The organism is Methylobacterium indicum, assembly GCF_017347565.1.
GTDB classification, from domain to species: Bacteria; Pseudomonadota; Alphaproteobacteria; order Rhizobiales; family Beijerinckiaceae; genus Methylobacterium; species Methylobacterium indicum.
The window spans coordinates 2,501,496-2,523,230 of record NZ_AP024145.1; the positions used below are offsets into that span (position 1 = coordinate 2,501,496).

Consider the following 21,735-nt stretch of genomic DNA (forward strand, 5'->3'; position numbering starts at 1 on the left):
AACTCCATCAGGAAAAGTTACTGTACGCGCCGGAAGAGGTCCGGCAGGTAGCGCCGAAGGGTCTCGTGGCCGTCGAACGCGACGTCGATGGTCGGTGTGCGGCCGTTCTGGCCGTGGATGCCGACGACCCGCCCCTTGGCGTTGCGCCAGATCCCCAACGCATCCGCGAGGTCGAGCCGGTCGAACACCACCTCGTCGCCCCGGGCCATCGTCGCTGAAGCCATGGCGTGATCCTCCGATGGGTCTTGCAAAGAGGCCTGCCGTGCGCCGCGGGCCACCGGATGGGAAGAACCTCCCTCGTTTCCGGCCAGGCCGGAGAAGGCCATGATCGCGAACGGCGCAGACAAGAGCATTTGCTTCGCTAAGCTGTTGATTTCAATCGATATTCTACGAAAATACCGTGGGCCGCAAGCCTTGTTCAGCTGTTTTCCCTCCGCGACGGCAGGCGTGCTGCCGCCGGAGGTCCGGCAGCGCCGTCGTCCCGACCCCGGATCCCCTGATGAGCAGTTTCGCCTCCGCCTTCGCGGGCGGGCTCCCGATCGGCCTCTCGGCCACCCTGTTCCTCCTCCTCGACGGCCGCATCGCCGGGATCAGCGGTCTCGTCGCCGGTCTCGCCCGGCCGGTCGCCCTCGGGCGGGTGCTGGCGTGAGGCCGATGCTCCGCCTCGCCGCCCTTCTGTCCGGCCTGCTGTCCGGGATCGGGCTCGCCATGTCCGGCCTGCTCGATCCCGCCCGGGTGCGTGGCTTCCTCGACGTGACCGGCGCCTGGGACCCGACCCTCGCCTTCGTGCTCGCGGGAGCCGTCATGGCCTCGAGCCTCGGCACCGCGCTGGCGCGCTCCTTGCGCCGGCCGCTCCTGGCGTATGCGTTCGACTGGCCGACCCGGACCCGGATCGACCGGCCGCTCGTCCTCGGCGCCGTTCTTTTCGGCATCGGCTGGGGCCTGTCGGGATTCTGCCCCGGGCCGGCGGTGGCGGCACTCTCCACCGGGCTAATACCGGTCATCGTATTCGTCGCCGCGATGCTCGTCGGGATGGCGCTGCACGGCGCCCTGCGCCGCAGGCTGTCATCCCGGTAGCCCGTCACGCCGCGAGCCAGGTCTCCGAGAAGTCGCCGGCGGCGAGGTCGATGCTGTTGAACAGGCGCCTCACCCGGGCGTTCTGCACCGCGACCGTCGGGATCGTCACCAGGGCCACGGCCGGCAGGTCGGCACCGACGATGGCCTGGATCTGCCGGAAGGCCTCGCACCGACGCGTCTCGTCGACCTCCGTCGCCGCCTGGCGGAAGAGCTCGTCGACCGCCGGATTGTTGTAATGGGCGGCGTTCAGGTAGGGCAGGGGGCGCTTGATCCCGTCCGACCAGTAGAGCCGCTGCACGCCGACGGTCGGATCGAACAGGCGGCTGATGCCGTTGAGGTTGAAGTCGAAATCGCGCTCCGTTTAGACGCGGCGGATGAAGGTGGCGAGGTCGCCGTCAGCGATCTCGACCTTGACTCCGACGCGGGTGAACGCGGCGCGCAGGTACTCGGCGGTGTTCTTGAAGGCCGGCCCAGGGTGGAAGGTGAGCCGGAGTGCGAAGCGCGTGCCATCCGGCCCGCGCGGCAGCCCGGCCTCGTCGAGCAGGCGGTTTGCCCGGGCGAGGTCGAACGGGTGGGCGAACGGCGCCTCGTCGTTATAGGCTTTGAGCGCCGCGGGGATCGTCGAGCCGGCGGCCTGCGCATGGCCGTAGAAGATCGCCCCGGTGATGATCCGGCGGTCGATGGCCGCCGCGAGGGCGTGGCGGACCTCCCGGCGTGCCAGGATCGGCCGGTCGAGGTTGAATTCCAGCACCTGCGCGTTGTTGAGGTAGTTGTCGGAGGCCGTCGTCACCGAAAGGCGCGGGTTCGCCCGCAGCCGCTCCAGTTCCGGCAGCGCCACGCTGTAGCTGACATCGGCCTCGCCGGCCTCCAGCGCCGTCGAGACCGCCATCGCGTCGGCGACGAAGCGGACCGCGATCCGGTCGAGGAACGGCCGGCCGGGCTGCCAGTAATCCGGGTTGCGGCGAAGGACGACGTGGCTGCCCCGCACCCATTCGACGACGATGCCGGTGACGCCGGCCTCGACGATCAATACCGCGGCGCCGACCGGCTTCATCAGCGGCAACGTCTTCGACGGCCTCGTCGACTTCGACCTCGACCTCAAGCCGCGGCCGGCGCTCGCCGAGAGCTGGGAGGTCGGCCCGCACGCGCTCTCCAGCTGCGCCGCGGCGTGAAGTGGCACGACAGCCAGCCCTTCACCGCAGCGGACGTCAAGTGGACGCTCGAGAACGTCTGGAGATCCACCCGCGCAACCAGGCCGCCTTCGGGCGCGTGCGGGCGGTCGAGATGAACCGCTCCGGGGTTGTCGGAGGCTGATTGGCTTGGCTCAGGCGGCCAGGGCCTGGTCGCCGACGTGGGTATGATAGCGCGCTTCGGCCTCGCGGAGGGACGTTGCCGATCGGCGCGAGGAGGCGACGGTGGTTGTACCAGTCGACCCACTCCAGGGTGGCGTACTCGACCGCCTCGAAGGAGCGCCAGGGGCCACGCCGGTGGATCGTGCAGCCGAGCCCGGTTTTGGACGAGGGCGGAGCCGGCATGGTGAGCCGCGTCGAGCAGGATGATACCGCGCGGGCCGTCACGGGCTTGGCCCGCTGCTTGACCGCACTCATGCGCGCCGCCGGGAAGGACAAGGCCGTCGCCGGCGATCGGGACGCCGCAGCGGACCTCGACACCTGGATCACGCAGGCACGGAGTCGCAACGCTCCTGCCATCGCACCGTTCGCCTCGGGATTGGACGCAGATCTCGCCGCCGTTCGGGCCGCTCCGACGGAGCCCTGGAACAGCGGCCGGGCCGAAGGCCGGATCAACCGGCTCAAGCTCATCAAGCGCCAATGCTGCGGACGCGCAGGCCTCGATCTCCTGAGGCGCCGCATGATCCACGCAAAACGAGCAGGAACCACCAGTTCGGGGCAATCCCACACACGCTCTGGTGGACCGGATGCGGGCGTGTCAGAAAAACAAGGATTCCGACTGGACCTGCGCCCTCACGTCCGATGGATAAATTTCCGGTCCAGCCATAGCAACACGCCGTTGGCCGATAGCGCGACGATCACCAGCATCAGGATCACGGCCGTTGTCTGCTTCACGTTGTGCAGGCTGATCCCGTTCACGATGAGAAAGCCGAGCCCTTTCTGCGAGGCGAACATCTCACCGACCAGAACACCGAGCAGCGTGAGCGAGAAGCCAACCCGCAGGCCGGTGACGATCTCGGGGAGCACCGCGGGGGCGAGGATCGTGCGGATCGTCTCGGCCTGGCTCAGTCGCATCGCGCGGGCCGTGCGGATCAGCACCGGGTTGATGCCCTTGACCGCCGTCAGGGTGAAGAGGGTGATCGGGATCACGCCGTGGATCACCCCGAACGCCACCTTGGCGCCGAGGCCGAGGCCGAAGGTCAGCAGGATGACCGGGTAGAGCGTGACCTTGGGGATCGAGTACAGGCCAGCGAGGATCGGCTCGGCGACCTCGCCGGCGAAGCGGCGCAGACCGAGCACGAGACCGAGTCCGATGCCGAGCACGGCCGAGATCGCCAGCGCCCCCGCGAAGGCGGCGAGCGTCGCACTCACGTGCGACCAGAACCCCGCGGTGGCGGCGAGGCTCGCGAGGTGTCGCACGGCCGTCAGCGGCGAGGCGATCGCCGCGTCGCCGGCGTAAGCGTGCAGCGCCTGCCAGAGTGCGACGAGGACGACGAGGGTCACGAGCCCGTCGACGAGGCCCGAGCGGTCCGGACCGGCGGGACCGAGCGCGGCGGGAGCGCTCACGAACGGACGCGGCGGCGCATCACGCGGCCCTCCCAGGCATGCAGGGTCATGTTGAGACCGGTCACCACGACGAGCACGAACAGCATCAGCGCGTACATCGTGCGGTTCTCGAACCCGTCATAGGCATACGCGATGGCGTGGCCGAGCCCGGCATCGGCCAGGATGAACTCGCCGGCGATGATGCCGATGAAGGCGTAGGCGAGCGCCAGCTTCACGCCGGTCAGCAGGTAGGGCAGGGCGCTCGGCATCACCACGTGGACGAGGGTCGACAGCCGCCCGAGCCGGTGAGCCTTGGCGGCGCGCACCAGCACCCGCGGCACGCGGTCGAGGCCGTTGAGGGTCGAGAGGATCATCGCCGGTACCCCGAACGCCATGCCGAGCACGATCAGCGGCGCGCTGTTGAGACCGAAGATGGCGACGAAGAGCGGGTAGAAGACGAAGGTCGGGATCGAGTAGTAGGAGGCGAGCAGCGGGTCGAGGCCGCGCCGCAGGCGCGGCAGGGCGTGGATCGCGATGCCGAGGCAAAACCCGATCGCGACCGAGAGCACGAGCGCTGTCGCGACGGTCGAGAAGGTGCGGGCGATGTCGCCGGCGATCTCGCCCGAGGCGAGCATGGTTCCGAGCGTGGCGATCATCTCGCTCGGCGGGATCAGGGTCAGCGGATCGATGAGGTGCAGGCGGCAGGCCGCTTCGAGCAGCAGCACGAAGCCGGCGATACAGCCGATCCGGGTCAGGGCGATCGCGCGCTCCCGCGTCATCGTCCGCGTCATCGTCCGCGTCATGGCAGGCTCTTCTTGCCGATGGCCTTCAGCGATTCCTCGCGCAGGTGCGACCACAGCCGGGCGGTCACCGGGCCGAAGCGTTCGTCGGCGACGATGCGGCTGTCGCGCTCGCGCGGCCAGCCGGTCTCGACGATCTCGATGAAGCGGCCCGGCCGCGAGGACATCACGCCGATGCGGTCGGAGAGCATCGCGGCCTCGTCGAGCGCGTGGGTGATGAGGAGCACCGTGGCGCCCGTCTCGCGCCACAAACGCAGGAGCTCGTCGCCCATCAACAGGCGGGTCTGCTGGTCGAGCGCCCCGAACGGCTCGTCGAGCAGGATCAGCCGCGGCTGCGTCACCAGCGTGCGGGCGATGCAGACCCGCTGGCGCATGCCGCCGGAGAGCTGGGCCGGGTAGGCCCCGGCGAAGTCGGAGAGTCCCATGAAGCCCAGGGCGTAATCGACCCGGCGGGCGATCTCGGCCGCGTCGGTGCCGGCCCGGCGCAAGCCGAAGGCGACGTTGTCGCGAACCGTCAGCCAGGGGAACGAGGCGTCCTCCTGGAAGACGATGCCGACGCCGTCGGGCACGCCCTCGACCGGCGCCCCCTCGAACGACACGGTGCCGGCATTCGGTCGCCCGAGGCCGGACAGGACGTCGAGCAGGGTGGACTTGCCGCAGCCGGATGGGCCGACGACCGAGAAGAACTCGCCTTGGACGAGGTCGAGGTCGAGGGGACCGAGGGCGGCGAGCCGGCCGTAGACCCGGGTGACGCCGCGCAGCTCGGCATGGATCGCGCGCGTGGTCGCGGGCATCCCCCCCCCCGGATCGGCGAAGGCGGCGACGGCCATGTTGGCACCCATGTCGGCTTCCTTACTGCGAGGCCTGGAGGTCTTTCGGCAGGAAGGAGGTGTCGACGACCTGCTTCCAGTCGACCGGCCCCTTCAGGCGACCGACGAGCTTCATGCCGTCGAGCATCCGGTTCATGTTGTCGTAGTGCAGGCGGCCGTCGCCGAAATAGGTAAAGCCGATGAAGTGCTTGAACACCTCACGGAAGGTCTTCGGATCGCCGCCATAGGCCTTGGCGACGATGTCGGCGGATTCGTCCGGATGCGCCTTGATGTAGGCGACGCCCTCGCGCCGCGCCTCGATCAGCGCGCGCAGCTTGTCGCCGCCGGTCCTGGCGAACTCGGTCGTGGTGATACCGACCGTCTGGGTCAGCGCCGGGTTCATGCAGTCCTTGGCCCAGAACGCCGCCTTGACCTTGCCCTGGTTGGCCGACCACAGCGGCTCCCCCGACATCGCCGCGTCGACGGCGCGGTTGAGGACCGCCGACAGGTTGGCGCCGAGATCGCCCGCCGCCACGAGCTGCAGGTCCTTCTGCTCCAGGCCGGCCTTCTGCAGGCAGTTGAGGATGATCATGTTGGTGACGGAGCCGGGCGCCGTGTAGGCGATCTTCTTGCCCTTCAGGTCGGCCAGTGAGCCGACCTTGCCGTCGGGTTGCGTGATCCAGAGGATGTCCTCGACACTCTCGACACCGCCGCTGATGATCTTGATCGGCTGGCCGGACTGGATCGCCAGGATGGCGGCCGGCAGCGCGACCTCGCCGAACGGGACCTCGCCGGCGAGCGTGTTGCGCACCGAGGTGCCGCCGCCGGCCGAGGTGAGGAAGCCGGTGATGTCGAGCCCGCGCTGTCTGAAGAAGCCCTTCTCGAGGGCGACCGCATAGGGCGCGCCGTAGAAGGCCGAGCCCCAGTGGGTGACGGTGATGGTCTCCGCACGGGCCGCCGTCCCGGCGAGACCCGCGCCCGCCAGGAACAATCCCAGGGTTCCGGCGCGCAACACATTCTTGAACATCGTGTCTCTCCCCCGTCTCGCCGGCTTCGGTCTCGTTCCGGTGGGCCTACCCGGTGGCCCAGATCCACGGCCGCGCGGCGCGGTCGCGCGACTGCCAAGCCGCGATCTCGGAATCGCGCTTGAGGGTGGCGCCGATCTCGTCCAGCCCCTCCAGCAGGGCCTGCCGGCGCTGGGGATCGACGGTGAAGGGGATCGCCTCGCCGGACGGCGTGCGGACCTCGCAGGCGACGAGGTCGACCGTGACGGAGGCGCCGGTGGCGGCTTCACCGGCGAGCCGATCGACGCTCTCCTTCGGCAACACGACCGGGAGCAGGCCGTTCTGGAAGCAGTTGTTGAGAAAGATGTCGCCGAAGCTCTCGGCGATCACCGCGCGCAGGCCCAACCCCATCAGCGCCCAGACAGCCGCCTCGCGGGACGAGCCGCACCCGAAATTGCGTCCTGCGATCAGGATCGGTGCGCCCCGGAAGGGGGGCCGGTCGAGGACGAGATCCGGCTTCGGCAGGCCCTCGGACGGGGTGCGCCAAACCTCGAAGGCGTAGGCGCCGAGTTCGGACCGGGGCATGCCCGTCAGCCGCTCGATGCGGATGATGATGTCGGTGTTGACGTTCGGTTCGAGGAGCGGCGCGGCCGGGCCGGAGACGGTCGTGAAGGGCTGCATCAGATCCGCCTCACGTCGGTGAGCGCGCCCGTGACCGCCGCCGCGACAGCCATTGCGGGGCTGGCGAGGTGGGTGCGCGCGCCCGGGCCCTGGCGCCCGACGAAGTTGCGGTTCGAGGTCGAGACGGCGCGGGCGCCGGGCGGCACGCGCTCGCCGTTGGCCGCGACGCAGAGGCTGCATCCCGGCTCGCGCCAGGCAAAGCCCGCATCGCGAAACACCCGGTCGAGGCCCTCGGCCTCGGCGTCGCGCTTGACCCGCTCGGAACCCGGCACCACCCAGGCGGTGACACCCGGCGCGACGCGGCGTCCACGGGCCAGGGCGGCGGCCTCGCGCAGGTCCGAGAGCCGCGAATTCGTACACGAGCCGATGAACACCCAGTCGACCGGCGTGCCGGCGAGCGGCTGGCCCGGCTCGAGGCCCATATAGGCGAGCGCCGCCCGCCAGGCCTCACGGCGCTCGGGGTCGGGCGCCGCCCGCGGATCGGGGATCGCGGCGTCGATCGGGATCGCGTGCTCGGGGCTGGTGCCCCAGGTGACGGTGGGCTTGACCTCGGCGACGTCGATCACCTCCTCGCGGTCGAACAGCGCGTCGGGATCGCCGGCGAGGCTCCTCCACTGCGCCACGGCCCGGTCGAACAACGCCCCCTTCGGCGCGAAGCGGCGGTTCTCGACATAGGCGAACGTGGTGTCGTCGGGCGCCACCATGCCGATCTTGGCGCCGAGTTCGATCGACAGGTTGCAGACCGTCATCCGGCCCTCGATGCCGAGCGACCGGATCGCCGAGCCGGCATACTCGACCGCGTGGCCGGTGCCGGCGGCCGCACCGAGGCGGCCGATCAGGTGCAGGATCAGGTCCTTCGGTGCGAGGCCCTGGCTCAAGGTGCCCTCGAACCGCACCCGGAGGCGCTTGGGCTTCTGCTGGCGCAGGGTCTGGGTTGCCAGCGCATGGGTCAGTTCCGACGAGCCGACGCCGAAGGCGAGCGCGCCGAGCCCGCCATGGGTGCAGGTGTGGCTGTCGCCGCAGATCAGGCTGACGCCCGGCAGGGTGATGCCGAGTTCCGGCCCCATGACGTGGACGATACCCTGACCCACCTCGCCGAGCTCGAAGTAGTGCAGGCCGGCCTGCGCGGAGCGCGCCTTGAGCCCGGACCAGAGCGGCGCCCCGGGAGCGTAGCTCTCCCCGGTCCGGCCGGGTGCGCTCGACACCGCATGGTCGGCGGTCGCGAAAGCGAGGTCCGGGTTGCGGACGGTCAGGCCGCGGGCGGCGAGGGCCTCGAGCCCGGCGGTCCCGGACAGGTCGTGCAGCAGGTGGCGGTCGATGTGGAGCAGCGACCAGCCGTCCCCGAGATCGGCGACGACGTGCGCGTCCCACAGCTTGTCGAGGAGGGTGCGGCCCATGGCGCCTACTCGGCCGCCGCGGCGCGGGCGGGGTCGTCGCGAAATTGCGTCCGCAGGCTCTCCCAGCGGTCGGCGCCGAGGCGGCGGAAGCGCTCGCGGATTGCCGGCGCGCCGGCCGAGCTCGGCGGTGCCTGGGTCTCCCTCAACGTCGCGAGCGCGGCGTCGAACGCCTCCATCGCCGCGCCGAACAGCAAGCTCGGCAGGATGGCCAGCCGGTACCCCATCGCTTGCGCGGCCGGCATGTCGATGTCGGGCGTCTTGCCGCCGCGCACCACGTTGAGCAGGCACGGCCCCGTGACCAGGCGCGGCACCGCCTGCATCTCCTCCAGGCTCTGTGTCGCCTCGACGAAGGCCATGTCGGCGCCGGCCGCGAGCGCCAGATTGGCGCGGGCCACCGCCTCGTCGAAGCCGGCGACGGCCCGGGAATCGGTGCGCGCGACGATGACGAAGTCCGGGTTCTGCCTTGCCGCCACCGCGGCGCGGATCTTGGCCACGAATTCCTCGCGCGGCACGATCTCCTTGCCGTCGAGGTGGCCGCAGCGCTTCGGGCTGACCTGGTCCTCGATATGCAGGCCGGCGACGCCGCGCATCTCGTATTCGCGCACGGTGCGGGTGACGTTGAGCTCGTTGCCGTAGCCGGTATCGGCGTCGGCGATGACCGGGATCTCGACGGCGCGCGCGAGGGTGCCGGCATTGGCCGCCATCTCGCTCGCCGTCACGAGACCGAAATCCGGGTAGCCGAGGGCGGCCGCGGTTCCGGCACCGGTCATGTAGACCGCCGGAAAGCCCGCCTGCTCGATGAACTTGGCGGTGATGCCGTCATAGGCGCCGGGCGCGACGATCATCTCCGGGCGCGCGAGGAGCGCGCGCATCTGGCGGGCCTGACCCATCCGTTCCTCCCTGGCCGGGCGTCGCCGCCCGTCGCCCCGTCGCGGGGGGGGCACGGCATCGCCGCGCTCTGCTTTGTTGTATTTGTCCGGACAGGCTACTCCCTGTTGCCGGTCTGTCAATGGCGATTCGGCGCGATGTTAGATCATGGGCGCCGCCGACGGTGCGGCGGGTCCGTCTCCGGTCCCTTCGCTCTCGCCACCATCCCGGGGTGCCCGGCGAGCGGGGATCGCCAGCCGGTCGCGCCGAGGTCGCGGATTGCGGGGCTGGCCGGCGACGCCCGAGCGCCTCCCGGCGCAGCGATCTCACGCCCGCCATTCCCCACGCCGGATCCGCGTCGTGTAGCGGCACTGCTCGCCCGGATGCCAGTTCACCGAGGCCAGCATGATGCCGCCGCTGACGTCGTAGTAGCGGCGCACGAAGCGCATCGCCGGGGCGCCGCGGGGGCGCTTGAGGGAGCGGGCGACCGCCGGCGGCATCGGCTGGGCCGAGATCTCCTGCGACGCCTCGGCGATCACTTCGCCCGAGCGCGCCTCGACGAGGCCGTAGACCGCGCCGCCGACCTCGCGCAGATCGGTGAGGAGCGGCGCGAACCGGGCGTGCACGTAGACGCTGACAAAGCAGATCATCGCGTCCCGGGCCGCCGTCCAGCGCACGCCCTCCGCCCTGAGCCAGGACGACCCGACCGGGGCCTGCACGAAACCGGCGACCTCCGGATCGATCTGGATCATCCCGAGCGCCGCCACATCGAGATGCGTGTCGCGGGCGTATTCGAACATGTCGGCGAGGTCGTCGAAGACCTGGGCGAAGCCCGGCTGCGCGGTGGTGGCGACGACCGTCGAGCCGGCGCCCTGGCGCCGCTCGACCAGCCCTTTGTCGACGAGCTTGCGCAGGGCCTCGCGGATTGTGAACCGGCTCGCCTCGAAGCGCGCGCACAAGGCCGTCTCGGTCGGCAGGGTCGCCCCCACCGGGTGCAGGCCGGTCCGGATCTCCTCCTGCAGCGCCCGCGCGATCCGTTCGTTGAGGGGGCCCGCCTCCGCGCCGCGCTCCCGCATTCCCGATGCCCTGCCGGACAAGATCCCCTCCGATTCTGCGGCCGGCCACTTGTCCAGACAAATTTGCCCGATTAGGCTCTGACGGACAAGAGGAACGCCCGATGATCCAGACCATAGACCCTGCCGCTGCGCCAGCCCTGTCGGACCTGCGCGTCCTCGAGATGGGTCAGCTGCTCGCCGGGCCGTTCTGCGGCCAGCTCCTGGCCGATTTCGGTGCCGAGGTGATCAAGATCGAGCAGCCCGGTACCGGCGACCCGATGCGCGAATGGGGCCGCGAGAAGCCGCATGGCCAGTCGCTGTGGTGGCCGGTCATCGCCCGCAACAAGAAATCGATCGAGATCAACGCCCGCGAAGCCCCCGGTCAGGACCTGATCCGGCAGCTCGTCGCGAAGTCGGACATCCTGATCGAGAATTTTCGGCCCGGTACGATGGAGAAGTGGGGGCTCGGCTACGACGCGCTCTGCGCGATCAATCCGCGGCTGATCATGATCCGCGTGTCCGGCTACGGCCAGACCGGACCCTATTCCCAGAAGGCCGGCTACGGCGCGATCGGCGAAGCGATGGGCGGAATGCGCTACGTCGCCGGCGATCCCTCGCACCCCCCGTCCCGCGCCGGCATCTCGATCGGCGATACGCTCGCGGCCACCTTCGCCTGCGTCGGAGGATTGATGGCGCTCCACGCCCGGACCCGCACCGGCCGCGGCCAGGTGGTCGACAGCGCGATCTACGAGGCCGTGCTCGCCGTGATGGAGAATCTCGTCACCGAGTACGACAAGACCGGCTACATCCGCGAGCGCACCGGCGCGATCCTGCCCAACATCGCCCCCTCGAACGTCTATCCGACGAAGAGCGGCGTCTACGTGCTGATCGCCGCCAACCAGGACAGCGTGTTCCGACGCCTCGCCGCCGCGATGGGACGGCCGGAGCTCGCCACCGACCCGCGCTACGCCAGCCATACCGAGCGCGGCAAGCGCCAGGCCGAGCTCGACGCCCTGATCGCCGCCTGGACCGGCGGTTTCGAGCGGGAAGAGCTCGGCCGTCTCCTCGACGAGGCCGGCGTGCCCCGCGGCGACATCTATCGTGCGCCCGAGATGCTGGAGGACGCGCATTTCAGGGCGCGGCGGACCATCGTCGACGTCGCCCACCCGCTGTTCGGCACGCTCAAGATGCAGAACGTCGCGCCGCGCCTGTCGGCCAATCCGGGCCGGGTGGTCACCGCCGGGCCGGAGCTCGGCCAGCACAATGCCGAGATTTTCGGCGAGCTGCTCGGCTTGAGCGAGGCGGAGCGTGCGCGCCTGATCGAGGCACGGGTGATCGGCGGGTCGGCGCGGGACGCGGCGTGAGCCTTCCCCCGGGCTCGGACGATGGATGGAGACGACGACCATGACCGCACAGCGCCCGACATCCGTCGAGATCGTCGAGGTCGGCCCCCGCGACGGCCTGCAGAACGACAGCCGTCTGCTCTCGACCGACGCCAAGGTCGAGATGATCCGGCGCCTCGCGGAGGCGGGCCTGCGGCGGATCGAGGCCGCGAGCTTCGTCAACCCCAAGCGCGTGCCTCAGATGGCCGATGCCGAGGCGGTACTGGCGCGCGTCGTCGACCTGCCGGGGGTCAGCGTCTCCGGCCTCGTTCTCAACGCGCGCGGCTTCGAGCGTGCGCTTACGGCGAAGCTGCGCGAGATCAGCTTCGTGGCGGTCGCGACGGACACGATGGCGGCGCGTAATCAGGGCACGACCGCGCGTGGACTGGTCGAGACCTGGTCCGACTTGGCGGTGCGCGCGAAGGACGCCGGCCTGTTCCGGTCGGTCACGATCGCGGTCGCCTTCGGCTGCCCGTTCGAGGGCGAGGTGGCGCTCGACCGCGTGATCGACATCGCCCGTGCAGTGGCCGAGAGCGGCGTCGACGAGATCTCCCTGGCCGACACGATCGGCGTCGCGACGCCGCGGATGGTCGAGGAGCGTTTCGCCGCCTTGGCGCGGGCCGTGCCCGGCGTGCCGATGCGGGCGCATTTCCACAACACGCGCAACACCGGCTACGCCAACGCGGATGCGGCGCTCCGCTCCGGCGTCACCGTGCTGGATGCGAGCCTGGGAGGCCTGGGCGGCTGCCCGTTCGCGCCCGGCGCCACCGGCAATATCGCCACGGAGGATCTCGTCTCGATGCTGGAGCGGGATCGCGTCGCGTCCGGGATCTCGCTGGAGGCCCTGCGCGACGCGACCCGCTGGCTCGAGGGCGAGATGGGGCGGCGCCTGCCGGGCCACGCCGCCCACGTCACGCCCTGGCCGGCGGTGCCGGCGGCCTAGACCCCACAGCAATGCCCGCCCGACGGGCGCCGCCGACGCCGCCAGCGAGGGAGCGGCCGGGGGAGGGAAGGGAACCTTGACGATGGTGCCAACGTACTCCGCCGGGGCGCGTCTCGACCGCCTGCCGATCTCCGGCTTCCATCGCCGGATCCTGTGGCTGATCGGCGCCGGGATGTTCTTCGACAGCTTCGACATCTACCTGGCGGGCGGCATCCTCGGCGCCCTGGTCAAGGATGGCTGGTCGGACCTCCGGCTCAACGCCGCCTTCATCTCGGCGACGTTCATCGGGATGGTGATCGGAAGTTTCTCGGCCGGGATCCTCGGCGACCGGTTCGGGCGCCGGTTCACCTACCAGGCGAACCTGATGATCTTCGGGCTCGCCTCCCTCGCCGCCGTGTTCGCCCCCGACATGTGGAGCCTGATCGTCCTGCGCTTCTTCATGGGCGTGGGCTTGGGGGCCGAGATCGTGATCGGCTACGCGACGATCGGCGAGTTCATCCCGCCGGCGCAGCGCGGCCGCTGGGCGGCCTACCTGTCGATCATCACCAACACCGCGCTCTTTGCCGCGACGCTGGTCGGCTACCTGGTGATCCCGACCTTCGGCTGGCGCGCGATGTTCGCGATCGCCGGCACCGGGGCGCTCGCCGTCTGGTACGCCCGCAAGAGCATGCCGGAGAGCCCGCGCTGGCTCGAATCCGTCGGCCGCACCGACGACGCCGACCGGGTTCTCGGCCGGATCGAGGCGACCTACGGCGCGGGGCTGCCGACGCCGCGCCACGAACCTGTGGCGACCCATGCCGATCCGGGCCTCAAGGTCCTGTTCGGCCGCCCCGTCATCCGCCGCACGCTGCTCGCGACGGTGATCAACGTGATGATCAACGTCTCGATCTACGGCTTCGTCGCCTGGGTGCCGACCTTCCTGGTCAAGCAGGGGCTCAGCGTCGGCTCGTCGCTCGGATACACGACGTTCATGTCCCTCGGCGGCCCGGTCGGCGCCTGCCTCGGCGCTCTGATCGCCGAGCGCCTGGGCCGGCGCAACGGCCTCACCGTCACGTCGCTCGTCGCCGCACTTCTCGGCGTCGCCTATACTCTGGCGCCATCGATCGAGATCGCCACGGCGGTCGGCTTCGGGCTCTTCACCTGCATCTATCTGATGGTGGCCCTCGGCATCGCGGCCTATATCCCGGAACTCTTTCCGACCGAGTACCGGCTCCGCGGCACGGGGGTGGCGAGCACCGCGGGGCGGATCGCCGGCATCTTCATCCCGCAAGGGGTGGTCTGGCTCTACGCCTCTGGCGGGATCGTGCCTGTCCTGATCATGCTGGTGGGTGCGCTGCTGCTGCAAGCCGCCTGCGTCGGCCTGTTCGGCATCGAGACCCGCAACCGCAGCCTCGAGGAGCTGCGGCCGGGCCACGATCCGGCCCTCGCCCCGGTCGAGCGCTGACGCCCGCCGCTCCCGGCGCCGCGGCGCGCAACCGGCGCGCCCGCGCCTGGTTCATCATCCCGCGAGGACGGCACCGGCGCGGCCGGCCGTATGGCGACGACACGCCCGGCCGGCGTGGTCGGTCGGCGGGGCGGGCGGGGAAGGCCGAGCGCCGACTGTCGACAGCAGACCGGAATCCTGACCCTCGGCAAAGGCGCGACCGGATCGTCACCGGGCGCGCGTCGGCGGTCAGGCCGTCTTCGCGGTTGCGGAGCGGGTCGCATCGATATCCGCCAGGGCGCTGAAACGGGCGCTGCGGATGTGCTTGCGCATGGCGCTCTCGGCCCGGTCGGGATCCCGGGATTGCAGACCCGCGAGGATCTCCCGGTGCTCCGACAGGGCGGCCTGGGCCCGCCCGGGACGGGTGCTCGACCGCAGGCGCTGGAGCCGCAGCTGGTAGTACACTTCGTCGAGGAGAAGCTGTTCCAGACGCGGGTTGCGCGCGCCGCGCACGATGGCGAAATGGAAGTCCTCGTCGGTGCGACCCTGAACGTAGCTCCGGCCGGAGGCGACGTCCGGTTGCCCGGCATGCCGGTCGAGCAGGTCGGCGAGCTCGTCCTGCTCCCGCCCCGTCATCCGTTCGGCGGCGAGACGTGCCGCCATGCCCTCGAGCGCTTCGCGGACGAGGAAGAGCTGCTCGAGGGTGTCCCGGTCGAAGGCGACCACCCGCACGCCGATCCGCGGGGTGCGCACGACGAGCCGGCCCTCGAGCCGGTGCAGGGCCTCGCGCAGCGGCCCGCGGCTGATCCCGAGCTCGCGCGCCAGCTTCGCCTCGGAAAGGCGCTCACCCGGGGAGAACTCGCCCGACGTGATGGCCCCGACGAGCTTGGCGAACGCCTCGTCGACGAGGGAGGTGGACGAGATCGGATCGAGATTGCTCATTCGGTCACCGGAATGCCGGATCACGAACTCATGTTCTGTGCAAACTGTCAACCAGACGGGCAGCGGCGCTCGGGAATGGGCGCCGGCAGACCGGATCAGGCGTCGCTCCAGCCTCGAGCCAGGCCGGCGATCGGCGCCCATGCCGACACCACGACTGCCTCCGACATCCCGCATCGGCGAGGCGAGAGCCGGTCTGTCGACCGGGTCATCGTCCCTCGCTCGCTCTCTCACCGATCGAGCCGCGGCTTGGCACGGAGCTTCCGCCCTCCACCCCCTGGACAACGACGCAGCCATTTTTATCGGCAAACTGTTGACAGTTTGCCGGTCATGCGGAACCCTGTGGCATCAATCGGGCCATGACGCCCGGGACGGCGCCCTCCCGGGGGCGCGACGCGCCTTCCAGAGGCCTTCGAGGACCACGCCGAGCGATGCGAGCCACCCAGACCCTGAAATCGATCCTGGCGCGCCGCGAGGCGGTGAGCGTTCCCGGCGCCGCCAACGCGCTGTTCGCCCGCGTCATCGAGGATCTCGGCTACGAGGCGGTCTACGTGACGGGAGCCGGCGTCGCGAACATGCATCTCGGCGCGCCGGATATCGGGCTCACCACCGTCACCGAGGTGGCGGGCGCGGTCGCCGCGATCGCGGACGCCGTGACTCTGCCGATCATCGTCGATGCCGATACGGGCTTCGGCAACGCCGTCAACATGGTCCGCACCGTGCGCCTGCTCGAGCGGGCGGGCGCCGCCGGCATCCAGATCGAGGATCAGGTCTTCCCCAAGAAGTGCGGCCACTTCACCGGCAAGGATGTCATCCCGGCCGGCGAGATGGTGCAGAAGGTCAAGGCCGCGGTCGACGCGCGGCGCGACGGCGACCTCCAGATCATCGCCCGCACCGACGCCCGGGCGATCGAAGACCTCGACCGGGCGATCGAGCGGGCGCGGGCCTATATCGAGGCGGGCGCCGACGCGACCTTCGTCGAGGCGCCGGTCTCCGCCGAGGAGCTGGCGCGCATCGCCCGCGACCTGCCGGTGCCGCAGGTCGCCAACATCGTGTTCGGCGGCCGCACGCCCGATCCGGGCCGGCAGGCGCTCGCCGGGATGGGTTTCTCGATCGTCCTCTACGCTAACGCGGCGCTCCAGGCGGCGCTCAAGGCGTCCTTCGACGTGCTCGGCGCACTCAAGCGCGACGGCTCGCTCGAGGCGGTGGCCGACCGGCTCGCCTCGTTCGAGGAACGCCAGCGGGCTGTCGACAAGGATGCCTGGGATGCCCGCGAAGCCCGCTACCGGATCGCCTGAGCGAGATCATCGATGAGCAGCCAACCCTCCAACCCGAAACCCTGGGACGGCCTGATCTCCGAGGAGGAGCAGCGGGCCTACAACGCCGCCGGCTTCGGCCGGACCACGGGCCTCGGCCAACGTCCGGCACTCCTCGTGATCGACGTGCAGTACCGCACGACCGGCACGGTGCCGATGCCGTTCTGGCAGGCGATCGAGGAATATCCGACCTCCTGCGGCGAGGTCGCCTGGGCGGCGGTGGCGCGGATCGAGCGCCTGATCGGCCTGTTCCGCGAGCGCGGCTGGCCGGTCCTCTATCCCCTCGTCGCGCCGAAGGCCGGCTTCGATCAAGGCCGGCTATCGGACAAGGTGCCGGCGATCATGAACGTCGCCGCCAAGGGCTACGAGTTCCCGGCCCAGGTCGCGCCGCGGGACGGCGACATCCTGCTGCCGAAGAAGCATCCGAGCGCCTTCTTCGGTACGCCGCTCGCGAGCTACCTCATCAACCTCCAGGCCGACAGCCTGGTGGTGACCGGATGCTCGACCAGCGGCTGCGTGCGCGGCAGCGTCGTCGACGCCTTTGCGTACAATTTCCGGGTCCTGGTCCCGCACGATGCCGTCTACGACCGCAGCGCGACCTCGCACGCGGTCAACCTCTTCGACATGGCCTCGAAATACGCGGACGTGATGTCGACCGACGAGGCCCTGGACGCCCTGCGCGCCCTCGCGTGAGCCGCCCCCGGGACGTGTCCCGGGCGCGCCTCGCGCCCGGGTCGAGAGCCCCGACGAACCTTGCCGATGAACCCTGCAATCAGAGTGGGACCGATGAGAGCGCGCGCAGCAGCACCTTTGAGCCGCCGGGCCCTGGTGGCCGGCACCCTGGCGATGTCCCTCAGCCTTGCCGGGGCGGCGCGCGCCGAGGAGCCGCTTCGCTTCGGCATGGCGATGCCGCTCTCGGGCGGGCAGGCGACCTACGGCCAGGACCAGGTCAAGGCCGCCGAATGGGCTGTGGCGGAGATCAACGCCAAGGGCGGGGTCGCCGGCCGCAAGCTCGAGATGATCGTGCTCGACACCCGGGCGGATCCGCAGGCCGGCATCCAGGCGGCCAATCGTCTGATCTCGGTCGACAAGGTTCCGGCCTTCGTCAGCGCCTGGTCGGCGGTGGTCAAGGCGATCGCCCCGGTGGCGAACGACACCCGCACGGTGCAGCTCTCGGTCGGTGCGAACTCGGCCGAGATCGCCCGACTCGGCGATTACACCTACACCACCTTCCCGCTCGCTGCCGTCGACATCACGGCGGTGGCGAACTACGCGGCCAAGGAGATGGGCAAGAAGCGGGCGGCGGTCCTCTACATCAACAACGAGACCGGCACGGTCGCGGCGCAGATCTACCGCGACGTCTTCAGCAAGGCCGGCGGTCAGGTCGTGGCCTACGAAGCATACGACCCGCGCGCCTCGGACTGGACCGGGCCGCTCCTCAAGGTCCGTGCGGCCCAGCCCGACATCGTCCACATCCAGGGCCTCGTCGCCGACACGCCGCAGGTCATCGCCCAGATGCGCCAGCTCGGCCTGACGATGCCGGTCTCGTCCTACTCGGCGGTCTACAACCCGAAGCTGATCGAGCAGCTCGGCAAGGCCTCCGAGGGCGTCATCGCCACCTCGCTCGCCCCCGGCGCCGCCGACGACCCGGCGGTCGCCGCATACTTGGCGCGCTGGAAGAAGGAAGTCGGCCGCGAGCCGAACGGCCTGCCCTACACCCAGTACCTCTACGACGCGCCCTATCTCGTCGCCGCCGTCTATTCCGGCCTGATCGACAAGAAGATGCCGCTCACCGGCGAAAACTTCCGCAAGGAAATGCTGGCGATACGCACCTTCGACCTGCCGCTCACCGGCAAGCTGACGATCAACGACGACCACACGGTGAACAAGACCGTCTACCTGATGGAAGTGAGGAACGGCGCCTGGGTCAAGAAGGCGGTGGTCGAATAGGGCGCGGGCACCGAATTGGGAGGCGACACCATGCTAACCTTCGACATCCTCGCGCAGGTGCTGTGGACGTCGCTCGCGACCTCCGCGCCGCTGGTGCTGTTCGCGGTCGCCTTCGCGCTGGTGCTGAAGGTCAACCGCATCTTCAACTTCGCCCAGGCCGGCGTGATGACGGTGGCGTTCTACGCCGCCCACTCCGCCGTCTCGATGGCGGGCTTGCCCGGCTGGGTCGGCTGCCCGCTCGCGCTCGCGGCTTCCGCGGGAGCGAGCGCGCTCCTCGAACGGGTTGGGTTCCGACCGCTGCGGCGGCGGCGCGCGACGCCGATGTTCATCTTCATCTTCACCCTGATCGTGTCCGAGCTGATCGCCTATCTGGCGATGCTCGTGTTCGGCACCTGGCCTACCACGGTGTTCCCGTCGCTGTTCTGGCCGGTGACGCTGGTCGGCAACGTGGCAATCAGCGCCTGGGACGGGCCGGCGATCGGGGCGATGCTCGTCTCGCTCGCGCTCCTCTTCACCTACCTTCGCCGCGCCCGGACCGGCCGGTTCATGATCGCGGTCGCCGACAACCCCGATCTCGCCGAGCTCTACGGCATCGAGAAGGACCGGGTTTATCTCGCCACCGTGGTGATCGCCGGCCTTCTCGTCGGCGTCGGCATGTGCCTCTACGGCGCCCGGGCCCAGGTCCAGCCGACGACCTCCATCGAGCTGATGCTGTTTGCGGTCGCGGCCACCATCATCGGCGGTATCGGCAACCTCTGGGGCGCGGCTCTCACCGCGGTGGCGCTCGGGGTCGTGCAGAACGCCAGCGTCCTGTTCATCCCGGCCGAGTGGCAGGGCTTCCTGCTCTACGTCTTCCTGTTCCTCGCCATCGTGTTCCTGCCGAACGGCATCCGCCTGCCGGAGCGCAAGCGGGGCTTGGCGCGCCGGGTCGCCAGTGTCGATCTTGGCGATCCCGCTCCCGATCCGGCGCCTGCCAGCAGAGAGGCGTAAGACATGGACTACCTGATCACCCTCGCAATCCTGATCGGGTTGAGCGTCGCGCTCGCCTCGAGCTTCAACCTCATCATCGGCTATGCCGGCCTGGTCTCGATCGCCCACCCGGTCTTCTACGCCATCGGCGCTTACGTCTCGGCGCTGCTCGCCCGCGACCTCGGCCTGCCGGTGCCACTCGCGATGCTGTGCGGGGCGCTCGCCGCGGCGGCGGCCTCTGCCGCGGTCGCACTGCCGTCCTTGCGGGTCTCGGGCGACTACCTGCTGATCGCCTCGATCGGCTTCCAGCTCGGGGTGCTCGAGGCCATCAAGAATATCTCCGTCACGGGCGGCGCGGGCGGGCTCACCAACATCCCGGCCTTCCTGGTCCAGGACGGCGGCAGGGGCGCCTACGCGGCCCTGGTGATCGCCTTCGCGGGTCTCACGGTGTGGCTCAACTGGCGCATCGCCCATGGGCCCTACGGCCGCGCCCTCTCGGCGATGCGCGACGACGAGACCGCCTTCGCGGGCTTGGGCCGCAACGCGGTCGCCATGAAGGTCGCGGTCTTCGCGTTCGGCTCCGGCATCGCCGGCCTCGCGGGGGCCCTCTACGCCCACTACTTCCGCTTCGTCACGCCGGAGCAGTTCGAGATCCTGCAATCGGCCGCCCTCCTGACCATGGTGGTGGTCGGCGGGGTGCGGACGACCTGGGGCCCGGTGCTGGGCGCCGTGCTGCTCCAGGCGCTGCCGCAGGCCATCACCTTCGTCGACCTGCCGCCCGCCATCCTCGGGCCGCTCCAGGGCTTGCTGTTCACCGGCCTCGTCCTCGTCTTCATGGTCCTGCGGCCGCAGGGCCTGATCGCGGCGGGCGAGGCCTGGCATCCAGCCAAGAAGTATTCCGCCAAGACGTATTTCGCCAAGACCCGGGGAGAAGCGTGATGACCCCGGTCCTCGAGATCGCCGGCCTCGACAAGCGTTTCGGCGGCATCGTGGTCGCGGACGGCATCGACCTGACGCTCAATCCAGGCCGAGTGGTCGGGCTGATCGGGCCGAACGGCGCCGGCAAGACCTCGCTGTTCAACTTGATCTCCGGGGTGTTCCCCTCCGACGCCGGCACGATCCGGCTCGACGGGCAGCGCCTCGACGGGTTGGCGATGCACCGCCGGGCGTCCCTGGGCCTCGCTCGTACCTGGCAGAACCTGCGGTTGTTTCCGTCGCTGTCGGTGCTCGATAATCTGATGGTCGGGCCGCGCCGCTACCTCGGCGACCGGCTCCTGCGCCTCGCTCTCGACCCGGCCGGGGTCCGGGCGCAGGAGGCGGGGACGCGACGGCGGGCCGAGGAGGTACTGGAGCGCACACGTCTCTCGGGCGTCGCCGCGACTCCGGCGGCCGACCTGACATTCGGCCAGCAGAAGCTCGTCGGCGTCGCCCGTGCGCTGATGAACGACGCCCGCTGCCTGCTCCTCGACGAGCCGATGGCCGGCGTCGAGGGCCAGGCCTACGAGATCATGCAGCAGGTGGTGCGCGAGGTCGCCGAAGGGGGCGTCGCGGTCTGCGTCGTCGAGCACAACGTCGCGTTCATTCGCGACCTCTGCGACGAGGGCGTGTTCATGTTCGCCGGCAAGGTCCTGGCCCGCGGGCCGGTCGCCGACCTGATCGCCGATCCTCGTCTCACCGAACTGTATTTCGGGACCTGATCCGATGCTGGAGATCCGCTCGCTCTCGGCCGGCTACGGCACGCTCACTGCCCTCGACGCCGTCTCGGCCCGGTTGGAGCCGGGCGGCCGGCTCGGCGTCTTCGGCCATAACGGCGCCGGCAAGACGACGCTGCTGCGCTGCATCGTCGGCGCCCATGCCGCCCATGCCGGCGAAGTCGTCTTTGACGGCAAGCCGGTGCTGCCCGGCAACGTCCCGGCCACGATCCGGCGCGGCATCGCCTTCGTGCCGCAGGGCCACAACGTCTTCCCCAACCTCACCGTGGCGGACAACCTCGCCACGGCAGGTCTCCTGTTCGACGGCAAGTTCGCCGGCGAGGTGCTGAAGATCTTTCCGCTGCTCGAGGAGCGTCGCGGTCAGCGCGCCGGCTCGCTCTCAGGCGGCGAGCAGCAGATGCTGGCGCTCGGCATGGCCCTGATGACCCAGCCGAAATGGTTGCTCCTCGACGAGCCGTCCACGGGCCTCGCGCCGGTGATCGTACGCAACGTGATGAGCCAGCTCGCCAAGGTCAACGCGGCCTTCGGCACCGGCCTCATCATCGTCGAGCAGAACGTGCCGGCGACCCTGAAGGTCGTCGAGCACGGGCTGATCCTGAAGTCCGGCCGGACCGTGTTCTCGGGCGAGGCCGCGACGCTCGCGGCCAAGCCCGACCTCTGGGAGTGGTTCTAGACC

The 21,735-nt window shown here is 70.2% G+C and carries 24 protein-coding genes and 2 pseudogenes; 13 read left to right on the forward strand and 13 right to left on the reverse strand.

Translation table 11 applies throughout. The features are described 5' to 3' along the window. Nucleotides 1-17: 17 nt before the first annotated feature. Complete coding sequence (locus tag miv_RS11750) at nucleotides 18-224, reverse strand: hypothetical protein (protein WP_048428487.1); 207 nt, start codon at nucleotides 222-224, stop codon at nucleotides 18-20. 275 nt (nucleotides 225-499) lie between these two features. On the opposite strand from miv_RS11750, the pseudogene miv_RS11755 reads away from it, so the two are divergent. Both miv_RS11755 and miv_RS11760 read left to right on the forward strand, forming a co-directional pair. Next, nucleotides 500-622: pseudogene (locus tag miv_RS11755) on the forward strand (YeeE/YedE family protein); the annotation flags it as partial. A 32-nt stretch (nucleotides 623-654) separates the two neighbouring features. After that, complete coding sequence (locus miv_RS11760) at nucleotides 655-1,077, forward strand: DUF6691 family protein (protein WP_207182934.1); 423 nt, start codon at nucleotides 655-657, stop codon at nucleotides 1,075-1,077. A gap of 4 nt (nucleotides 1,078-1,081) precedes the next feature. Here the strand turns inward: miv_RS11760 and miv_RS33310 are convergent, their stop codons facing one another. Continuing rightward, nucleotides 1,082-1,375 carry a hypothetical protein gene (locus miv_RS33310; protein WP_244748955.1) on the reverse strand — a complete coding sequence of 98 codons (294 nt, stop codon included), beginning with the start codon at nucleotides 1,373-1,375 and terminating at the stop codon, nucleotides 1,082-1,084. A 63-nt stretch (nucleotides 1,376-1,438) separates the two neighbouring features. Further along, the gene (locus tag miv_RS33315; protein WP_244748956.1) at nucleotides 1,439-2,107 is read right to left on the reverse strand and encodes an ABC transporter substrate-binding protein; all 669 of its coding nucleotides are present in this window, start codon (nucleotides 2,105-2,107) and stop codon (nucleotides 1,439-1,441) included. On the opposite strand from miv_RS33315, the gene miv_RS11770 reads away from it, so the two are divergent. After that, nucleotides 2,085-2,249: a hypothetical protein gene (locus tag miv_RS11770; RefSeq protein WP_207182935.1), complete on the forward strand. Its 165-nt coding sequence runs from the start codon at nucleotides 2,085-2,087 to the stop codon at nucleotides 2,247-2,249. The two genes, miv_RS33315 and miv_RS11770, sit on opposite strands and share 23 nt — an antisense overlap. Before the next feature lie 152 nt (nucleotides 2,250-2,401). Here miv_RS11770 and miv_RS11775 read toward each other — a convergent pair. The 9 genes and pseudogenes from miv_RS11775 to miv_RS11820 all read right to left on the reverse strand — a co-directional run. Next, a pseudogene (locus miv_RS11775) lies at nucleotides 2,402-2,570 on the reverse strand (IS3 family transposase); the annotation flags it as partial. 489 nt (nucleotides 2,571-3,059) lie between these two features. Next, nucleotides 3,060-3,833, reverse strand: coding sequence for an ABC transporter permease (locus miv_RS11785; RefSeq protein ID WP_207182936.1), 774 nt, complete (start codon nucleotides 3,831-3,833; stop codon nucleotides 3,060-3,062). Continuing rightward, nucleotides 3,830-4,615, reverse strand: coding sequence for an ABC transporter permease (locus miv_RS11790; RefSeq protein ID WP_207182937.1), 786 nt, complete (start codon nucleotides 4,613-4,615; stop codon nucleotides 3,830-3,832). Before miv_RS11790 ends, miv_RS11785 begins: the two co-directional genes overlap by 4 nt. After that, nucleotides 4,612-5,454, reverse strand: coding sequence for an ABC transporter ATP-binding protein (locus miv_RS11795; protein ID WP_244748957.1), 843 nt, complete (start codon nucleotides 5,452-5,454; stop codon nucleotides 4,612-4,614). The genes miv_RS11790 and miv_RS11795 overlap by 4 nt, the downstream gene beginning before the upstream one ends. Nucleotides 5,455-5,464: 10 nt before the next feature. Then, nucleotides 5,465-6,448 (reverse strand): ABC transporter substrate-binding protein, encoded by a 984-nt coding sequence (locus tag miv_RS11800; RefSeq protein WP_207182938.1) that lies wholly within the window; start codon nucleotides 6,446-6,448, stop codon nucleotides 5,465-5,467. 46 nt (nucleotides 6,449-6,494) lie between these two features. Next, nucleotides 6,495-7,106 carry a 3-isopropylmalate dehydratase small subunit gene (gene leuD / locus miv_RS11805; protein ID WP_244748959.1) on the reverse strand — a complete coding sequence of 204 codons (612 nt, stop codon included), beginning with the start codon at nucleotides 7,104-7,106 and terminating at the stop codon, nucleotides 6,495-6,497. Further along, entirely contained in the window at nucleotides 7,106-8,503 is a 1,398-nt protein-coding gene (gene leuC / locus miv_RS11810; RefSeq protein WP_207182939.1) for a 3-isopropylmalate dehydratase large subunit, read from the reverse strand. The genes leuD and leuC overlap by 1 nt, the downstream gene beginning before the upstream one ends. 5 nt (nucleotides 8,504-8,508) lie before the next feature. Continuing rightward, on the reverse strand, nucleotides 8,509-9,393 hold the full coding sequence (locus miv_RS11815; protein WP_207182940.1) for an isocitrate lyase/PEP mutase family protein: 885 nt from the start codon (nucleotides 9,391-9,393) through the stop codon (nucleotides 8,509-8,511). Between the two features lie 303 nt (nucleotides 9,394-9,696). Further along, the gene (locus miv_RS11820) at nucleotides 9,697-10,467 is read right to left on the reverse strand and encodes a GntR family transcriptional regulator (protein WP_207182941.1); all 771 of its coding nucleotides are present in this window, start codon (nucleotides 10,465-10,467) and stop codon (nucleotides 9,697-9,699) included. Nucleotides 10,468-10,547: 80 nt separating this feature from the next. Here miv_RS11820 and miv_RS11825 point away from each other — a divergent pair, with 80 nt between their 5' ends. From miv_RS11825 to miv_RS11835, 3 genes are all read left to right on the forward strand, one after another. Continuing rightward, complete coding sequence (locus miv_RS11825) at nucleotides 10,548-11,789, forward strand: CaiB/BaiF CoA transferase family protein (protein WP_207182942.1); 1,242 nt, start codon at nucleotides 10,548-10,550, stop codon at nucleotides 11,787-11,789. A gap of 40 nt (nucleotides 11,790-11,829) precedes the next feature. Beyond that, nucleotides 11,830-12,750: a hydroxymethylglutaryl-CoA lyase gene (locus miv_RS11830; RefSeq protein ID WP_207182943.1), complete on the forward strand. Its 921-nt coding sequence runs from the start codon at nucleotides 11,830-11,832 to the stop codon at nucleotides 12,748-12,750. 82 nt (nucleotides 12,751-12,832) lie between these two features. Continuing rightward, a complete protein-coding gene (locus miv_RS11835) occupies nucleotides 12,833-14,194 on the forward strand; it encodes an MFS transporter (protein WP_207182944.1) in 1,362 nt (453 codons plus the stop codon). Nucleotides 14,195-14,422: 228 nt separating this feature from the next. Here the strand turns inward: miv_RS11835 and miv_RS11840 are convergent, their stop codons facing one another. Continuing rightward, entirely contained in the window at nucleotides 14,423-15,256 is an 834-nt protein-coding gene (locus miv_RS11840) for a GntR family transcriptional regulator (RefSeq protein WP_244748961.1), read from the reverse strand. Nucleotides 15,257-15,543: 287 nt separating this feature from the next. On the opposite strand from miv_RS11840, the gene miv_RS11845 reads away from it, so the two are divergent. The 7 genes from miv_RS11845 (at nucleotide 15,544) to miv_RS11875 (ending at nucleotide 21,732) form a co-directional block, all read left to right on the forward strand. Next, entirely contained in the window at nucleotides 15,544-16,410 is an 867-nt protein-coding gene (locus tag miv_RS11845) for an isocitrate lyase/PEP mutase family protein (protein WP_207182945.1), read from the forward strand. Between the two features lie 12 nt (nucleotides 16,411-16,422). Continuing rightward, complete coding sequence (locus tag miv_RS11850) at nucleotides 16,423-17,121, forward strand: isochorismatase family protein (protein WP_207182946.1); 699 nt, start codon at nucleotides 16,423-16,425, stop codon at nucleotides 17,119-17,121. A 93-nt stretch (nucleotides 17,122-17,214) separates the two neighbouring features. Further along, nucleotides 17,215-18,378, forward strand: coding sequence for an ABC transporter substrate-binding protein (locus miv_RS11855; protein WP_207182947.1), 1,164 nt, complete (start codon nucleotides 17,215-17,217; stop codon nucleotides 18,376-18,378). Between the two features lie 30 nt (nucleotides 18,379-18,408). Then, on the forward strand, nucleotides 18,409-19,368 hold the full coding sequence (locus miv_RS11860) for a branched-chain amino acid ABC transporter permease (RefSeq protein ID WP_207182948.1): 960 nt from the start codon (nucleotides 18,409-18,411) through the stop codon (nucleotides 19,366-19,368). Nucleotides 19,369-19,371: 3 nt separating this feature from the next. After that, nucleotides 19,372-20,286 carry a branched-chain amino acid ABC transporter permease gene (locus miv_RS11865; protein WP_207182949.1) on the forward strand — a complete coding sequence of 305 codons (915 nt, stop codon included), beginning with the start codon at nucleotides 19,372-19,374 and terminating at the stop codon, nucleotides 20,284-20,286. Next, the gene (locus miv_RS11870; protein ID WP_048436544.1) at nucleotides 20,286-21,044 is read left to right on the forward strand and encodes an ABC transporter ATP-binding protein; all 759 of its coding nucleotides are present in this window, start codon (nucleotides 20,286-20,288) and stop codon (nucleotides 21,042-21,044) included. The genes miv_RS11865 and miv_RS11870 overlap by 1 nt, the downstream gene beginning before the upstream one ends. Nucleotides 21,045-21,048: 4 nt before the next feature. Beyond that, nucleotides 21,049-21,732 carry an ABC transporter ATP-binding protein gene (locus tag miv_RS11875; RefSeq protein WP_048436545.1) on the forward strand — a complete coding sequence of 228 codons (684 nt, stop codon included), beginning with the start codon at nucleotides 21,049-21,051 and terminating at the stop codon, nucleotides 21,730-21,732. The last annotated feature ends 3 nt before the right edge of the window (nucleotides 21,733-21,735 follow it).